General features: G+C 73.6%; 14 protein-coding genes. 4 read left to right on the top strand and 10 right to left on the bottom strand.

Translation table 11 applies throughout. The features are described 5' to 3' along the window. Positions 1–18 precede the first annotated feature (18 nt). From AC0QU1_RS13765 to AC0QU1_RS13750, 4 genes are all read right to left on the bottom strand, one after another. On the bottom strand, positions 19–588 hold the full coding sequence (locus AC0QU1_RS13765) for an ArsR/SmtB family transcription factor (protein ID WP_483569942.1): 570 nt from the start codon (positions 586–588) through the stop codon (positions 19–21). Further along, entirely contained in the window at positions 589–1,233 is a 645-nt protein-coding gene (locus AC0QU1_RS13760) for an SRPBCC family protein (protein WP_483569940.1), read from the bottom strand. Positions 1,234–1,473: 240 nt separating this feature from the next. Next, positions 1,474–1,869, bottom strand: a complete 396-nt coding sequence (locus AC0QU1_RS13755) for a DUF6841 family protein (protein ID WP_483569938.1) — start codon at positions 1,867–1,869, stop codon at positions 1,474–1,476. A 138-nt stretch (positions 1,870–2,007) separates the two neighbouring features. Then, on the bottom strand, positions 2,008–3,132 hold the full coding sequence (locus tag AC0QU1_RS13750) for a trans-sulfuration enzyme family protein (RefSeq protein WP_483569936.1): 1,125 nt from the start codon (positions 3,130–3,132) through the stop codon (positions 2,008–2,010). A 59-nt stretch (positions 3,133–3,191) separates the two neighbouring features. Here AC0QU1_RS13750 and AC0QU1_RS13745 point away from each other — a divergent pair, with 59 nt between their 5' ends. Beyond that, entirely contained in the window at positions 3,192–3,662 is a 471-nt protein-coding gene (locus AC0QU1_RS13745) for an Lrp/AsnC family transcriptional regulator (protein ID WP_483569934.1), read from the top strand. Positions 3,663–3,780: 118 nt separating this feature from the next. On the opposite strand, the gene AC0QU1_RS13740 is transcribed toward AC0QU1_RS13745, so the two are convergent. From AC0QU1_RS13740 to AC0QU1_RS13725, 4 genes are all read right to left on the bottom strand, one after another. After that, positions 3,781–4,983, bottom strand: a complete 1,203-nt coding sequence (locus tag AC0QU1_RS13740; protein WP_483569932.1) for a serine protein kinase RIO — start codon at positions 4,981–4,983, stop codon at positions 3,781–3,783. A gap of 392 nt (positions 4,984–5,375) precedes the next feature. Then, positions 5,376–6,356, bottom strand: a complete 981-nt coding sequence (locus AC0QU1_RS13735; protein ID WP_483569930.1) for a hypothetical protein — start codon at positions 6,354–6,356, stop codon at positions 5,376–5,378. A gap of 453 nt (positions 6,357–6,809) precedes the next feature. Next, positions 6,810–9,068, bottom strand: coding sequence for a serine/threonine-protein kinase (locus AC0QU1_RS13730; RefSeq protein WP_483569928.1), 2,259 nt, complete (start codon positions 9,066–9,068; stop codon positions 6,810–6,812). Positions 9,069–9,167: 99 nt separating this feature from the next. Continuing rightward, positions 9,168–10,382, bottom strand: coding sequence for a hypothetical protein (locus AC0QU1_RS13725; protein WP_483569927.1), 1,215 nt, complete (start codon positions 10,380–10,382; stop codon positions 9,168–9,170). A 166-nt stretch (positions 10,383–10,548) separates the two neighbouring features. On the opposite strand from AC0QU1_RS13725, the gene AC0QU1_RS13720 reads away from it, so the two are divergent. Beyond that, the gene (locus AC0QU1_RS13720; protein WP_483569926.1) at positions 10,549–12,246 is read left to right on the top strand and encodes a MinD/ParA family ATP-binding protein; all 1,698 of its coding nucleotides are present in this window, start codon (positions 10,549–10,551) and stop codon (positions 12,244–12,246) included. A gap of 61 nt (positions 12,247–12,307) precedes the next feature. Here the strand turns inward: AC0QU1_RS13720 and AC0QU1_RS13715 are convergent, their stop codons facing one another. Continuing rightward, the gene (locus AC0QU1_RS13715) at positions 12,308–13,129 is read right to left on the bottom strand and encodes a metal-dependent hydrolase (protein WP_483569925.1); all 822 of its coding nucleotides are present in this window, start codon (positions 13,127–13,129) and stop codon (positions 12,308–12,310) included. Positions 13,130–13,282: 153 nt separating this feature from the next. Next, positions 13,283–13,771 (bottom strand): GNAT family N-acetyltransferase, encoded by a 489-nt coding sequence (locus tag AC0QU1_RS13710; RefSeq protein ID WP_483569924.1) that lies wholly within the window; start codon positions 13,769–13,771, stop codon positions 13,283–13,285. 161 nt (positions 13,772–13,932) lie between these two features. Here AC0QU1_RS13710 and AC0QU1_RS13705 point away from each other — a divergent pair, with 161 nt between their 5' ends. Beyond that, positions 13,933–15,000, top strand: coding sequence for an LLM class flavin-dependent oxidoreductase (locus tag AC0QU1_RS13705; RefSeq protein WP_483569923.1), 1,068 nt, complete (start codon positions 13,933–13,935; stop codon positions 14,998–15,000). A 140-nt stretch (positions 15,001–15,140) separates the two neighbouring features. Then, positions 15,141–15,797 carry a DUF998 domain-containing protein gene (locus tag AC0QU1_RS13700; protein ID WP_483569922.1) on the top strand — a complete coding sequence of 219 codons (657 nt, stop codon included), beginning with the start codon at positions 15,141–15,143 and terminating at the stop codon, positions 15,795–15,797. Positions 15,798–15,813: the final 16 nt, after the last annotated feature.

The raw sequence follows: 15,813 nt of genomic DNA, 5'->3' as shown, positions 1-15,813 counted from the left end.
GGATCGAGCCCGGCTTGATCAGCCCGCGGCCTCGTCGTGGGTGGCCGCGTCGCGTCCGGCTGCCCGACGGCGTTCGCGGCGCCCGCGGGCCAGCTCCGTCGCCAGGGCGTCGAGCGGCTGGGCGAACGTGTCCTCGAACCGGGCGAGCCAGGCGCGTGCGGCGGCCGTCCCCGCGTCGTCGACGGCGTACAGCCGGCGCGTGCCCTCCGCGCGCACCCGCACCAGGCCGGCGTCCCGCAGCACCTTCAGGTGCTGCGAGACCGCCGGCTGGGTGATGCGCACCCGGGCCTGCAGCGCGGTGACCAGGGCGCCGGCGGGCTGCTCACCCGGGACCAGCAGCTCCAGCAGCCGACGCCGGACCGGGTCGCCGAGCGCCTCGAACACGCCGTCCGGCGCCGAGTCGGGCCGCTCGACGGACTTGCCGCCCGGCTCGCGCCCGCCGTAGTTCGGCCCGCTCGTACCGGGATCTGGCTCGCGCACACTGTCGTTCGGTCCGCGCCCGCCGCCGCCCGGTCTGCCCGTGCCGTCCGGCCCGGCCCCACCGTCCAGCCCCCGCCCGCCGTCCGCGGCCGCAGCGGCCGGCCGCACTCAGGACTCCGGCGGCGTGGTGTAGAACGCGAGGGTGCGCTCACCGGCCGCGCGGGCCCGGTCGGCGTCCTCCCCGGCGGCGACGGCGGCGTCGGCCCAGCTCGTGCTCGCGACCCGGGCGAACTCGACGCCCTCGGGGGAGATGGACCACGCCTCGACCTCAGCCGGGTCCAGGCTGGCGCCGGAAGCGAGGTGCAGGTCGAGCCCCATGAGGCTGAGGTCCCAGCCGACGCCGACGGCGCCCGGGCCGTACTGCTCCCAGAAGTCGGGGTCCACGGGGGCCTCGTGCACCAGCTCGAGGGTGGTGCCGCCGTCGGCGGGGACGAGGGAGACCGCTACCCACGAGACGCTGCCGCCGGACTCCCACGTCACGGCGAAGCTCTCCGGCGCCGCGCAGCGCTCGACCACGCCGCCGGCGTGGCCCTCGAGCTGGTAGCGGCCGCCGACCGTGAGGTCGCCGCTGATGGGCATGAACCAGCGGGGGAGGCGTTCGGGTGAGGTGAGGGCGTCCCAGAGGTCGGTGGGCTCGGTGGCGTACGTGCGGCGGGCGACGGCGATCTTGGTCGGGGTGCCGTCGCGGCTGCTGTCGCGGACCTCGCGGGTCACGAGACCGGCGGTGGCGGCAGGGTCGACGATCGTGGGCATGGTGACTCCTTCTATAAGTGGATACTTATATTATGCCACAGCGTGGGCGTAAGGGCAAGCGGTTCTGACGGGAGCGTAGAAAAAGTGTGCCAAGCGCGGCCTCTGCGAGTGCAGGGTGGTCGGTAATCCGTCAGGTGGTCGGTATTCCGGACTACCGATCACCTGACGGATTACCGACCACCTGGAGCAGACCAACGGCGGGGTCCGGACCGACACAGCGAGGCCCTGCACAGCAGGGTCTTACTCCGCGACCGGCACGACCACGCACAGCTCGAACGTGTCCCGGCCCCGCCGGAGCAGGTAGCGGGCCCGGTCCGCGGCCGCCTCCGAGGCGTTCTCGTCCTTGTAGCTCCAGCGCACGTCGACCCACAGCAGCGCGTCACCCACCTGCTCGACGGCGCGCACCTCCGGCACGGCGGCGACCAGCCCCTGCTCCCGGTAGGCGGTGAGCATGCTGCCGAGCGCGTCGCGCGCGGCCTCGGCGTCGGGCACCACGAGGGACCGCTCCGCCTCCACCACCACCGACGGGTAGGCGAGGCCGTCGGCTATCGCGTCCAGATCGCCCGACCCGAGCGCGACACCGTAGCCGACGAGGAACGCGACCAGGTCTTCCTGGTCGTAGGGGGTACTGGTCATGGCATCACGGTAGGCGGACGCCGCCCGCCGCACCACGCCGTCCGCCGCGCTGGTGCGGCCGCCGGGACGCAAGCCGCGTGCACCACGCCGGCGCCGCGTCCGCGCGATCCCCGGGCCGCACAGCGCGGTCCCGGCCGATCAACCGGCCTGGCCGATCGCCCGGTCCAGGTCGGCCCAGAGGTCCTCGACGTCCTCCAGGCCCACGGATAGGCGCACCAGCTCCGGCGAGATGCCCGCATCCTTGCGGGCGACCTCGTCCATGATCCGGTGGGTCAGGGACGCGGGGTGCTGGATCAGGCTGTCCACGCTGCCCAGGCTCACCGCCGGCGTGATGAGCCGCACGGCGCCGACCAGGGCCACGGGGTCGACCGAGGTCTCGAACGAGACCATCGCCCCGCCGATGCGCGGGTAGTGCACCCGGGTCACCCGCGGATGCTCCGTAAGGCGGCGCGCCAGCTCCGCCGCCGTGGCCGACGCCGCCCGCACGCGCACCGGGAGCGTCGCCAGGCCCCTGAGCAGCTCGTAGCCCGCTATCGGGTGCAGCATGCCGCCCGTGACGAACCGGACCTGCCGCAGCGACCGGGCGAGACCCTCGTCGCACGCGACGATGCCGCCCATCACGTCGCCGTGCCCGCCCAGGTACTTCGTGGCGCTGTGCAGCACCAGGCCCGCGCCGAGCGTCAGCGGGCGCTGCAGCACCGGCGTGGCGAACGTGTTGTCCACCAGCACGGGCACGGGCGCGCAGGCGTCGGTCAGTGCGCGCAGGTCCACCTCGTCCAGCGTCGGGTTGGCCGGGCTCTCGACGACCACCAGCCCGGTCCGTCCCGTGATGGCCGACGGCGCGTCGTCCGGCGACGCCCACGTCACCGAGGTGCCGAGCAGGCCGGAGTCGAGCAGGTGGTCCGTGGTTCCGTACAGCGGCCGCACGCCGACGACGTGCGGCTTCCCCGCCGCGACCTGGGCCAGCAGGCACGCGGACAGCGCCGCCATGCCGCTCGCGAACGCGACCGCCGCCTCGGCTCCCTCCAGCTCGGCGAGCGCATCCTCGAACCGGCGCACCGTCGGGTTGGCGACGCGGCCGTACACCGGCGGGCCGCCGTCGTCGTGCCCCGCCGCGAACTCGTCCAGGCGCGCGGCCTCCGCGACGACGTCGTGCGACGGGTAGGTGGTGGACAGGTCGATCGGCGGGGCGTGCAGCCCCAGGGCGGCCAGGTCGTCCTTGCCGGCGTGGACGGCGCGCGTGGTCCAGGAATGCATGCTCATGAGGGACTATCGGCACCACCGACGGCGCCCGGTGGCCCGGCGTGCTAGAAATTCGGGCCATGGCCCAGAACGTGATCCTGGATTCGGTCGACCGCGCGCTCCTGGAGGAGCTGCAGAACGACGGGCGCCTCTCCAACAAGACGCTCGCGCAGCGGGTCGGCATCGCGCCGTCGACCTGCCTGGCGCGCGTGCAGCGGCTGCAGAGCACCGGGGTGATCCGCGGGTACCGGGCCGAGATCGACCCGGCCGCCGTCGGACGCGGGCTGCAGGCCATGCTGATGGTGCGCCTCACCACCCACTCGCGGCCGCTGCTGGGACCGTTCGTCGACTGGGTGCGCAAGCTCCCGCAGACGCGCGCCGTGCACCACGTGTCGGGCCCCGACGACTTCCTGGTCCACGTGGCCTGCACCGACACCGACGAGCTGCAGCGCCTGGTGCTCGACCTCACGGCCCGCGGCGAGGTGGGCCGCGTGCAGACCGACCTGGTGTTCTCCTCCTGGACCTGCGGTCCGGTCACCCCGGCGGGGTGACCGGACCGGCCTAGCGGCGCCCCTGGGCCCAGCTGGTCCGACGGCGGCCCCGGACGGGCCGGTGACCGCCACCAGCACACAGCCCAGCACGATCAGGCTGCGGGAGCGATCCTCGCAGTCAGAAGATCTGCGCGAGCAGGTCGGCGAACAGGGCGTCCGGGTCGACGTCGAGCCCACGGGCCGTGAACCAGGCGCACACGGTCCGGCAGTCCCGCAGCAGCACATCGCTCGCGAACGGGTTGGACACGAGGTCGACGACCTGCGGCAGGTCGATGATGACCAGCCGCTCGCCGTGCGCCAGGATGTTGTACGGGGACAGGTCGCCGTGGGCGAAGCCGAGCCGGGCCAGCACCGACATCCCGTGCGTGAGCTGCTCCCAGTACGACTCGAGCAGGTCGCGCGGCGGGCGCTCCCGGGCCAGGCGCGGCGCGGCGACGGCCTGGGTGCGGCCGGCGTCGTCGGTCTCCTCCGTGCCCACGAATTCCATGAGCACCTCGGTGCCGTCGATCTGCACCGGATAGGGCACCGGCGCGCCCGCCGACCAGGCGTCCCGCAGGGCGACGAACTCGGCGTCGGCCCACTGGGTGGCCGACACCGCGCGGCCCCACGCGGACTTGCGGTCCTCCATGGCGCGCTGGTCGCGGGTGCGCCGGACCCGGCGGCCCTCGGTGTACTCGGTACCGCGGTGGAACTGCCCGTGCTCCAGGCTGCGGTAGCGCTTGGCGACCAGCAGGCAGCGCTGGGCTGCCTGGCCCGACAGGCGGTCCGGCGAGTGGTCGGCCTCCTCCGGGACCGCGCGCTCCACCAGGAACGCGTCGGCCTCCTTGCCGGTCTTGAGGATGCCGAGCTCTGTGTCGATGGCGGCGTCGCGCGTGACCAGCCATTCGGGCAGCGGCTCGGGCCCGCGCTGCCCCTTGGCGACCGACCGCCAGGTGGACCAGCGCTGCCCCGGACCGGGCTGGGTGGGGTCCGGCTGGGCGGGATGGGCGACGCCGAAGGGGTCGGCGGCGTCGTACGGATCGACGAGGCCGTCCGGGTCAGTGAGGCCGTCGGGGTCGGTGAAGCCGTCCGAGCCGGCGTCGCTGCGGCCCGTGCCGGGCCGGTACGCGCCGGGCTCGCGGTCCCCGGATCGGTCGACGGATCGGTCGACGTCGAGCTCGCCGGCTCCGAGTTCGCTCGGGTGCGGGCCCTCCAGGTCCTCGCGGCCGACCCGGCGGTGCGCGGCGCGGCGTTCGGCCGCCGTCGACCGAGTGTTGGACTTGCCGTCCCGGGCCGCGGCGCGGATCAGGACGGACTTGGGTGCTTCGGGAAAACGAGGCAAGACAGTGCTCCTTGATGCCGGAGCACTACCGGATCAGCCCCGGGCGCTCCTGGTGACAGTGGCGTCTGCTGCCGCGAAGGCAGCCGCGCGAACGACGTCGTCCATGACCGCCTCCCTTCCATGTCCGCACCGCGCTCGAACGCGACGTGCGGGAGCTGTCTCCTGTCTGAGCTGGCCGGTCATCGAGCGCCGCAAGGGGTTGACCCGGTGACCGTGCGACGAGCATGGCACGCCCACCTCCGGAACCGCACCTGTTTTTCTGGCCCCTGAGATCGGCACCTTTCTGTGAGGTCGGCAGTTGGCATCGAGATCGGTCCAGGCCTGAGCCGATCTCGATGCCAACTGCCGAGTTCACGGGGCAAACTGCCGACTGTGGGGCGATAAGCGAGCAGTCAGGTGGGTGGTAGTAGCGGGTTGACCCGAGCGTTCCGTATTACGTCTGGCGGTAGGTGTGCGGTGAACCGGGCGAGCATCGACCGCACATCACCGCGGTCCGCAGCGCTGACGCGCTCCACGGTGACGCCGGCCCGGCGGATCGCCTCGGCGCGCACCTTCTCGTCCATGTACTCCCGGGCGGGATCGTGGCCGGGGCGTACGCCGTCCGGCCGGTACTTGACCAGCCCGTCGAACTCGATGCCCAGCGCCCACTGCTCGTACCCGAGATCGGTGTGAAAGAGCCCGACGTCGGTCTGGACTGGCATCTGCGTGGTCGGTCGAGGCAGGCCGACGCGCAGCACCTCGTAGCGCACCCAGGTCTCCCATGCCGACTGGGAACCGCCGTCCGCCAGGTCGATCACCAGCCGTGCCCGCCGGACTCCGCGCTGACCGGTCCGAGCGTCGAGCATCGTGAGCAGAGTGTCGCGGTCCGCGCCCAGCCGCAGTGCGGAGTCGGCGATCACGAGCGCTTCCAGCGGGTGGAACGCCAGAGCACAGTCGACGACGGTGCGCGCGAGCGACGTGACCGGTAGGCCCTGGACAGTCGTGACGTCCTCGGGCGGGAGCCTGCCCAGGTGCCGTGCGATGTCCTTCGCCGAGCGGGCCGAGGCGCGATAACGCTGGTACACATGCGTGCGACCGGGCACCCTCCAGACGAGGCATCCCAGCAGCAGGGCCGCCGTCGTGTGGCTGAAGACAGGGTCGGAGCGCAACTGCGTGTGCAGCGCGCGTGCGCGGGCCAGCTCCTTGTTCTTCTTCTCGCGTGCTGCCGCCGACGGGCCGCCGACCCGGATGGCGCGCGTGTCACAGTAGGCGCCACGCCGGATCCGGACGAGGGTGCCCTGGCGGCTGGCCAGGGCGAGTTGGTTCTTGTCGCGCTCACGCGCGAGGACGACATCGGGAACGGACACGATGGCCTGGGTTGGTGTGGCATTCATGACCACAAGGGTGTCGGGTGAGGTGGCGCGCGACGTGGCGGGTGGCGCCAACTGTGGACGGATGCGCCCCAACCCTGCCTGTGGTCGCGCTCCAGCGGTTGCAACTCCGTGCGGAGAGGCCCCCGGCTTACCAAAGTTTGCGAGCCCTGCCGACGGCGCCGCTGCGGGCCACCTGTCGCCCGCCGAAGAAGTTGCGAGCCGTGGTTGAGGTCAGCGCTTCCACGGTGCGGCCCTGGCCTGCGAGGTCGGTAGTTTCCTGTGAGGTCGGCAGTTGGCATCGAGATCGGCTCAGGCCTGGACCGATCTCGATGCCAACTGCCGAGTTCGCGAGGCAAACTGCCGACGGCGGCGGCCGCTGGCGCCACCTGAGTCACCGTCACTGGGTGGCCCCACACGAGCCACCGTCACCACCCGCTCAGCCAGCCCCCGCCGCCAGCCCCCTCACCAGCCCCCTCAGCCAGAGCCCTCGCCGGACGAAGAGTTCCAGGGGAGCGCGTCCTCGATCGACTCCCACAGGGAGTCCCGCACGTCCTCCGTGGTGTCCTGGACGCCCTGCTCGATGTCGTCCTGGAGCTGCTCGCGCTGCTGCTCGAAGGAGTCGCGCGCGTTCTGGGTGACCTGCTGCGCGTAGCCGACCACACCCTGCACGGCTATCACGATCACCCACACCACCACGACCAGCCAGAGCGGCCAGGTGCGCCCGCCGCGCCGCCTGCGCACGGCCCCGACGAGGTTCACGACGGCGGACGCCACGATGCCGAGCAGCGGGATCGACAGCTCCGCCATCCGGGGAGCCCACACCGGGTCCAGGCCCAGCGTCGACACCGCGAGGTCGCCGAGCGCCGCGAACAGCGGCAGCTCGGCCGCGCTCGGCATCACCTCGAAGCCGGGGATCAGCCGCACGAGCTGGTAGACCGCCACGGCGAGCAGCAGGCGTGGGATCCAGCCGGCGAGCGTCGCCACGACGTGCGCGCCCCCGTCGGAGTCGCGCCGCCTGGCGTCCTGCGAGCCGCCGTCGGAGCCCCGCCGCGACACCGGTTCGACCGGCGGCTGCGCCGGGACCTGGGGCTGGACCGGGCCGGGCTGCGTGCCGGCCGGCGGTACCGGCCGCTGCGCCGGGACCGGGGCAGGAACGGGCACGGGCACCGGGCGGGTGCTCGTCGCGGCGGAGCCCGGGCGGAACGACGGCGCCACCTGCGTCGCCTGCTGGTTCGTGACGGGCGCCACGCGCTGGGTCGAGCTGCTGACCTGCCGCCGGGGCGTCGTCGGCGTCGGGCTGCCGGGGAGCGGTAGGCCGTGCCGCTGCCGGTAGGCGGCCCAGCCCTCGTACGTGTCTGCGTACCCCTCCGGGGTGAAGGCGGGCGCCCAGCGCATCGCGGCCCAGAGGTAGTCCTTGATCTCCGAGGGCGCGCGTCCGCCCGCCCGCTGCGGCCCGACGGCGGACAGGTACGTCGAGATGACGGCCTCGGCGGCGCCGTCGAACCCGTCGCCGTGCACCTGGTGCAGGCGGCCCATGAGCTGCTGGTCGTAGACCAGGTTGGTGATGGGCTCACCCTGCCGCACCGGGTTGTGCGCGAGCACCCCGGTGGGCGCGACGGCGGACGACGCCCCGTTGCCCGTCAGCACCTCGGTGACGAGGCGCCGCTCGACCACGGTGGCATCGGCCGCGGCCAGCAGCGTCTGGTCGAGGCCCGCGCTGCCGGCCGCGAGCTGGGCCACGGTGCGCGACAGGTTGTGCAGCGGCGGCCGGTCCTCCGGGTGGTGCCGCGTCATCGCGAGGATCAGGGGGAGCAGCCGCTGGTCGACCGGTCCGACGTCGGCAGCCGTCAGATCGCGCCCCGCGAAGTTGAGGTCGTTCGGCAGCTCGCCCGTGGCCAGGAAGATCAGCAGGAGGCCGAGGCTGTACACGTCGGAGCGGGCGTGCGGCTTGCGCACGAACAGCTCCGGCGCCATGTACGAGATGGTGCCCGCCGCATGCGTCGAGGTGCTGGTGCCGTGCCCCTTGGCGATGCCGAGGTCGATCAGCACGTACCGGTCGGGTGCCGCGATGATGTTGGCCGGCTTCACGTCCCGGTGCAGGAAGTGCTCCTCCTGCAGGACGGCGAGGGCGTCGAGGACGTCGTCGGCCACGCGCAGCACCTCGTGCACCGGCAGCGGGCCGCCGGAGGCCACCCGCTGGGCCAGGGTGGCGCCCGGCACGAGCTCCATGGCGAACCAGGGCGTCGGCCCCTGCAGGTCGGCCGCGACGAACCGCGGGAACCCGCGCCCCGCGAGCCGCTCCAGCAGGGCTGCCTCGCCCGCGAACCGCTCCAGCGTCCCGGACTCGTGATTGGTCAGCACCTTGAGCGCGACCTCGCCGCCCGGCCCCGTGGCGCGGTAGACGTGCGCGAACCCGCCGTGGCCGAGCGATGCGCCGAGCTGGAACGGGCCGAGGATCTCGCCCGTGGCGGGGATGCGCGACGCCGTGACGCCCCCGACACCCGGGACCGCGCTCACCGGCCCCGCGGTGCCCGCGGGCCCCGCAGCGCTCACAGGCCCACCAGCACTCGCCGGCCCGGACGGCCCCGCCGGCTGGACGACCCGCGTCGGCGCGGTCGGCGGCACCACCCGCGTGGGCGCGGGCGGGGGCCACGCGTTGGCGGTCTGGTCGCCACCCCGGCCCGCCTGGCCGGCAGGTCGTGCGGCCGTCGTGCGGGTGGTCTCGTCGGACAAGCAAGGTCTCCTCAGCAGCGCACCGGAACTACCGGTCGGACCTGAGAAAATCTATCAGCGTCCAGCGATTCACCCGAGGAAAGTCCCCGAGCCGTGACCTTATCCGTTGCCGCCCGGCAGGGCGTCCTCGAGCTGGTCCGTGATGCCCTGCCCGGCGTCCTCCGTCGCGTTCTCGACGCCCTCCTGGACCTGCTGCTCGACGGACTCCTGTGCGTCCTCCTTGGCGTCCTCGATCTCCTGGTCCACGGTGTCTCGGACGTTCTGCTCCAGGTCCGCCGTGGCGTCCTGCGCGTAGCCGATGATCCCGCCGACGGCGAACACGACGATCCACGCGACGACCGCCAGACCGTACGGCCAGATGGCGATCGACGTGTTCAGCGCGCGGATCGTGTTGAGCAGGCCGGCGAGCGCGATGCCGAGCACGGGGATGGTCAGGTTGGCCGCCTGGTCGGACCACTCGGGGTTGAGGTTGAGCATGGCGAGCACGCCGTCGCCGATGCCGCGGAACAGCGGGAACTGCGACGTGTCCGGCATGACGTCGAACCCGGGGATCAGCCGGACGAGCTGGTAGACGCTGAGCGCGAGCAGGATCCGCGGGATCCACGCCAGGACGGCGCCCGCCGCCGAGCCGCCGCCGGAGTCGTCCCGGTCCCTGTCGCGGTCCCTGCGGGGCGGCGTCGGCTGACCCTGCGGGCCGAAGCCCTGGTCGAAGGGGTACGGCTGGCCGGGCTGCTGGCCCTGCGGCCCATAACCCTGCTGCCCGTAGCCCTGCTGCGCCGGCTGGCTGTAGCCCGGCTGCTGGTAGCCCTGGCCCGGCTGGCCGTACCCCTGCTGCCCGTAGCCGGGCTGACCCTGGCCGTAGCCCTGCTGGCCCTGTCCGTAGCCGGGCTCACCCGGGAACGCGGCGGGCGCCTGCGGCTGCGTGGGCTGCTGGTTCTCGTACGGGCGGAACGGCCGCGCGGGCGGCGGCGTCGCGGCCCGGTAGTCCCGCTGCGCCGCCCCTGGCGGCGGCATCATCTGCGTCTGCTCGTCGACGGCGGAGGCCCCGCGGGGCGGGGGCATCATCTGGGTCTGCTCGTCGACGGCGGAGGCTCCCCGGGGTGGCTGCATCACGTGCGTCTCTTCGTCGACGCCGGAGTCGCCCTGGTTCCCGGGGGCCCACCGACTGGCAGCCTGGCCCGCCTGGATCGCATCCATCCGCTGCGTCGCGGCATACGATGACGGGGCGCCGGGCTGTCCCGGACGGTGGGGCGGCTGCTGGATCTGCGTGGGGTCGGCCGCCTGAGGAATACGGCGGGTGGGCTCGTCGGACACGCGGAGGCTCCTCGGTTGTGGTCCCGGTTTCGACACCTGTTTGCGCGAGAACCTACCAGGTGGGGTGAATGCCCCGTTGGGCTGGCCAGGCGGGCGATCATGTCCGACCCTTGCTTGGGGGCGAACCACGTGATGCCGCTTTACCCAGGAACTTCGGAGGAAATGCATGAGCTCTGACACCGTGCCCCGCTGGCCTCGGATCGACGCGATAGTCCGGGAGGACGGCACCGGCGAGGTGACGATCGACGGGGCGTTCCACCCGATCAGTGCCGGAAGCCTGGAAGAAGCGCGCGTCGAGGTGCTGCGCCGGGTGACGGAGAACGCCGTGCAGGTCGGCCGGCCCGTGCGCGCCTCGGCGACCGGCCCCGAAGGCCTCTGGAACCTGATCGTGCACCCGGACGGGACGGTGGTGCCGGAGGAGGACGAGCTGGCGCCGCCGTCGGCCCCGACGCCGCAGGCGCCGCCCGCCTCCTCGGTGCCGGTCTCCCAGACGCCCGCTCCCCAGACGCCCGCCCCCGCGTTCGACGGTGTGCCGGCCACCGACCGGCCCGCGGCCGGCACGCCCGCCGACCAGGCCGGCGCCGCCGTCGGCCCGGAACCGCTCGGGTCCGCCGTCGAGATCGACCCCGACGACACCGTGCGCCGCGCCCCGCGGGCGCAGGACGGGCCGGGCGTCGCGGCGCCGCCGGCGGAGCCCGCCGCCACGGTTCCCGTCCCGTCGAACGACCTGCCCGGCTCGTCGGCCGCCGTCGGCGCGGATCCGGCCGGCCGCTCCGACGTGGCCGACTGGGTGCGCGAGAACGCGGCGGAGGCCACGCCCGGCCCCGTGTCCGGGCCGGTGGACGCGGTGCCGGTCGCCGGAGCCCCCGCTGCGGGCCCCGGCCTGTCCGCGCCGCCGTCGGACCCGACGCCGAGGGTCGAGGGGGACGGTCCGCGCTCGCGCCGCGAGGCGCGCCAGTCGTTCCTCACGCACCAGCAGGACGAGGACCCGGCGACGCAGGGCTTCCGCGGGATGCTGACCCGCATGGGCCTGCGGGTCGGGCCCAGCGAGTCGGAGCGCGCCGAGCGCGCCGACGAGCGGGCGGTGAGCCAGCACTGGCCGGGCCCGCGCACCATCTCGATGGTGAACGGCAAGGGCGGGGCGGGCAAGACGCCGTCGACCGTGCTGCTCGCCGCGGTGTTCGCACAGTTCGGCGGAGCGGGCGTGGTCACGTGGGACAACAACCAGACCCGCGGCACGCTGGGCTGGCGCACCGAGCAGGGCCCGCACGAGTCCACGCTGCTGGACCTGCTGCCGCAGACCGACCGGCTGCTCGGCCCGTCGGCGCAGGCCGCCGACCTTGCCCGGTACGTGCACCACCAGACGCGCGACCGGTTCGACGTGCTGCGGTCCAAGCCGATAGCGATGGCGAACGAGCAGCGCATCGAGCCGCAGGACGTCGACGCCATCCACTCGGTGCTGTCGAAGTACTACCGGATGATCCTCATCGACTCCGGCAACGACGAGTCCGACCCCATGTGGCAGCGGATGATCGACCTGACCGACCAGCTCGTGGTCGCCACCACGACGCGCGACGACCACGCCGAGGCCGGCGCCCTGCTGCTGGAGGCGCTCTCGACGCGCGACGGGCGGTCGGCGTACCTGGCGCAGCAGGCGGTCGTGGTGGTGAGCCAGGCCGACCAGAAGGAGCCGGCCAGCGAGCTGGAGCGCGTGGCCGACGGGTACCGGTCGCTGGCCCGCGCCGTGGTCACCATCCCGTTCGACCCGGCGATGGCCGACGGCCACCTGCGGTACGGCGCGCTGCGCCCGGACACGCGCCGCGCCTGGCTCGCGGCCGGCGCGGCGGTGGCCGGCGGGCTGTGAGCCACTGACCGGCCCCGCCCGTGGCGCGGCCCGCCCGCGCACGGGCAGGGCCGGTCCGGGCTCAGCCCGGGAAGAACCCGACGATCTGGTTCCAGACCGCCATGGTGTCGTAGCCCATCGTGTTCAGCAGCGCCCACACGACGCCGACCACCGCGTACAGCGACATCGGGATGAGCACTATCCACTCGCGCACCGAGCCGGCGTCGCCGAGGATCGGGATGGCGAGGTTGCCGCCGGACCGCCAGATCATGTCGAGCTCGATGCCGCGCCCGTTGCGCATCCAGTAGGGGGACCGGAACTTCAGCGGCCACAGCAGCGGCACGCCCGCCGTCGTGATCAGGTCGCCGAGGATGTGCACCACGCAGCCGAGCGCGACGCTGAACGGCATCCAGAACCACTCCTCCGGCGCGAAGATCGCGATGAGGACCGCCAGCGTGATCGACGTCGTCCAGGGCAGGAGCTTGGTGTCCCGGGTGATCTTGAGCGCCTTGAGGGCGAACGCGACCAGCAGCACGCACATGATGCCTGGGCCGATGAGGATGGTCCCGAACTGCTCGTTGCCCGTGTCGATGCTCAGGAGGCTGAAGGCCCAGGCGATCGCCGTGAACACGGCGACGCCGAGGATCGAGTGCGTGCCCTTGCGGTGCCCGCCCGAGACGGTCTCGATCCCCTTGACCACCCAGTCCGAGACCGGCGACAGCGAGTTCGCGATGGTGCCGGAGTGATGGTCGGCGTCGGGCAGCAGCGCGGCCCCCGCGCAGACGAGGGCTCCCGCCATGACGCCGGTGTCCGTCACGGGGTACCAGCCGAAGGCGATCGGCGTCGACGCCGTGACTGCGATCCAGGCCGCGGCTCCCGACGCGGCGTGGTGGCCTCCCATCATGGTGGTGTGCGCTCCAGTTCCCGGGGTCTCCCCGAATCGGCGAATGGCTGGTGGAATGGGCCTATTTGACCAGGTATGTTCCAGCCGGACCAGGGAAGTGAAGCAGAGAGCACCGCGAACTGGCGGACGGCGCGCCGGACGAGGTACGAGCGGTCAGGCGCCCGTCACGTACGCGTAGTGGTGGAAGTGCTCGTCGCGCACGAAACCCTCGGTCTCGTACAGGCCCTGGGCCGCGACGTTGTCCCACGCGGTGGCCAGCGAGACGCGGACGGCGCCGTCCTCCTTGGCCCTGCGGCACGTGTCCTGCACGAGGGCACGCCCGGCGCCCGTCCCGCGCGCGGCGGGCGTGACGAACAGGTCGTTCAGCACCCAGGACCGGCTCAGGCTCACCGACGACCAGGTGGGATAGCTCTGCGCGAACCCGACCAGCGCGGGCTCGGCGTCCGCCTGCCCAGACTCGTCGTCCTCGGGCACCAGCACCGCGACGAGCAGCACGCTGTCGCCCGCGTCGCGGCGGGCGGTCAGGTAGGCGCGCGCCTCGGCGTCGGGCACCTCCTGCTCGTAGAACCTGAGGTACTGGCGGAACAGGTCGACCACGGCATCGACGTCGTCGTCGGTCGCGGGGCGCACATCAACAGACACGCTCGCGATCATGTCAGGCCGAAGGGGGTCGGCGCCATGACTCCGGCGATACCGGGCGGTCCGCGGCCCGGTTCCCGCGTCCTTCCCGGGCCGCGTCCGGGGCTGGCACGAGCGCCCGCGGACCAGGAACACGCCCGACCCCGCAACGGTTGACCTGAGCGATGAACACCCAGCCACGCTTGTCCGTCCTTGACCTCGTGCCCGTCCGCTCGGGCCAGACCAGCGCCCAGGCCCTGTCGGCCTCGCTCGACCTGGCGGCGCTCGCCGACCGCCTCGGCTTCGAGCGCTACTGGTTCGCCGAGCACCACAACATGGCGGCCGTCGCGGCGTCGTCGCCGCCCGTGATGATCGCGGCGGCGGTCACGCGGACCTCCCGCATCCGGGTCGGGTCGGGTGGCGTGATGCTGCCGAACCACGCCCCGCTCGTGGTCGCGGAGCAGTTCGCGGCCCTGGAGGCCGTCGCGCCCGGCCGGATCGACCTCGGCATCGGCCGCGCCCCGGGCAGCGACCCCGTGGTCACGTCCCTCCTGCGCGCCACCGGTCCGACGGCGGACGTCGACCGCTTCCCGCAGCATGTCACCGACATCCTGAGCCTCATGGGGCCCGACGGCGCCCGCCTGCGGCTGGTCTCCGGCGACGTCTACGACGTGCGGGCCACCCCGGCCGCCGCCGGGGTGCCCACGGTGTGGCTGCTGGGCTCCAGCGACTACTCGGCGCGCCTGGCCGCCGAGCTCGGCCTCCCGTACGTGTTCGCGAACCACTTCTCGGGGCAGGGGATGGACCAGATCCTCGCGCTGTACCGGGACGGCTACCGGCCCTCGGAACAGCACCCGGAGCCGCGCACGTTCGTGACGGTCAACGCGGTGGCCGCGCCGACGTCGGACGAGGCGCACGACCGCGCCCTGCCGCAGCTCCGCCAGATGGCGCGGCTGCGGTCCGGCCAGAAGCTCGGCGCGCTCGAGACCGTCGAGGAGGCGCTGCGCGCCACGGCGGACGAACCCGCCGACGGGCTGCTCGCCCAGGCCATCGAGGCGATGCGGACCCGCTGGCTGATCGGCGACGCCGAGCACGTGGCGGCCGAGGTGCGCGGCCTGGCCGAGCGGCACGGCGTCGAGGAGGTCATGCTCGTCCCGGTCGCCGGGTCGCGGGACGGCGAGCCGCTGGACGCGACCGTCGGCCGGGCGCAGACCCTCGAGCTGGTGGCCGGCGCGCTGAGCGCCCGGGGCTGAGCACCTGACCGCGCGGCGCGCCGGCCCGGCCGGCGCCGCGCGGTGGTTCACGACGGGGGACGGCGGAGGGGACAGCCCCACCCCGGCTCGGCGGGGCGCACCATGGTTGAGGCCCACGCCCGATTCCTACCGTCGGGGCCATGGAGATCACGACTACCCGCCCGACCCCGAGGCGGGCCCTCTTCCTGGCCGGCGCGGCACTGGTGACGCTCGTCGGCGTCCACCTGCTGCCGGGCTCCGGCGGTGTGGACCCGGTCCGCGAGCTGATGTCGGAGTACCCGGTGAGCACGGGGGAGGTGGGCGTCGCCTACACGCTCGCACTGCTCGGCGCGAACGCCGCGGTGGTGCTGCTGGGCGCCCACTGGGTGCGCCACGGGCTCCTGCGGACCCAGCCGGCGGCCGCGGTGCTGCTGGGCGTGTGGTGCGTGAGCCTGCTCGGGCTGACGGTGTTCCTCAAGGACCCCGTCGGCGGGCCGAGCACCTGGTACGGCACGGTGCACATGCTGTGCACCGTCGCGAACTTCGTGAGCCTGCCCGCGCTGTGCGCGCTGCTGTGGTGGCGGTACCGCGGCGCGTCCCGCTGGAGCGGGCACGCGACGGCGGTGGGCGTCGTGGCCGGCCTTATGGTGGCGTGCGTGGTGCCGTTCGCGGTGACCCTCCTGGCGAGCAGCGGGCCCGGGTCGCTCACCGCCGCGGCGCTCGGCCTGGTGGAGCGCGGCGTGGTGGTCCTCGACGTGCTGGCGATCGTGGCACTGGCGCGCTGGTCGGGCGCGATGGCGGTGGAGCCGGTGCGCTAGCCGCGGCCCGGCGTCC

The organism is Promicromonospora noduliphila, assembly GCF_056951025.1.
The sequence above is the reverse complement of the archived record's forward strand: the minus strand, read 5'-3'. Positions and strand labels throughout refer to the sequence as shown.

Coding starts and splice junctions, on each gene's coding strand:
- AC0QU1_RS13760 (WP_483569940.1), bottom strand. CDS start 1,233: ATGCCCACGATCGTCGACCCTGCCGCCACCGCCGGTCTCGTGACCCGC.
- AC0QU1_RS13755 (WP_483569938.1), bottom strand. CDS start 1,869: ATGACCAGTACCCCCTACGACCAGGAAGACCTGGTCGCGTTCCTCGTC.
- AC0QU1_RS13750 (WP_483569936.1), bottom strand. CDS start 3,132: ATGAGCATGCATTCCTGGACCACGCGCGCCGTCCACGCCGGCAAGGAC.
- AC0QU1_RS13745 (WP_483569934.1), top strand. CDS start 3,192: ATGGCCCAGAACGTGATCCTGGATTCGGTCGACCGCGCGCTCCTGGAG.
- AC0QU1_RS13735 (WP_483569930.1), bottom strand. CDS start 6,356: ATGAATGCCACACCAACCCAGGCCATCGTGTCCGTTCCCGATGTCGTC.
- AC0QU1_RS13720 (WP_483569926.1), top strand. CDS start 10,549: ATGAGCTCTGACACCGTGCCCCGCTGGCCTCGGATCGACGCGATAGTC.
- AC0QU1_RS13715 (WP_483569925.1), bottom strand. CDS start 13,129: ATGATGGGAGGCCACCACGCCGCGTCGGGAGCCGCGGCCTGGATCGCA.
- AC0QU1_RS13705 (WP_483569923.1), top strand. CDS start 13,933: ATGAACACCCAGCCACGCTTGTCCGTCCTTGACCTCGTGCCCGTCCGC.
- AC0QU1_RS13700 (WP_483569922.1), top strand. CDS start 15,141: ATGGAGATCACGACTACCCGCCCGACCCCGAGGCGGGCCCTCTTCCTG.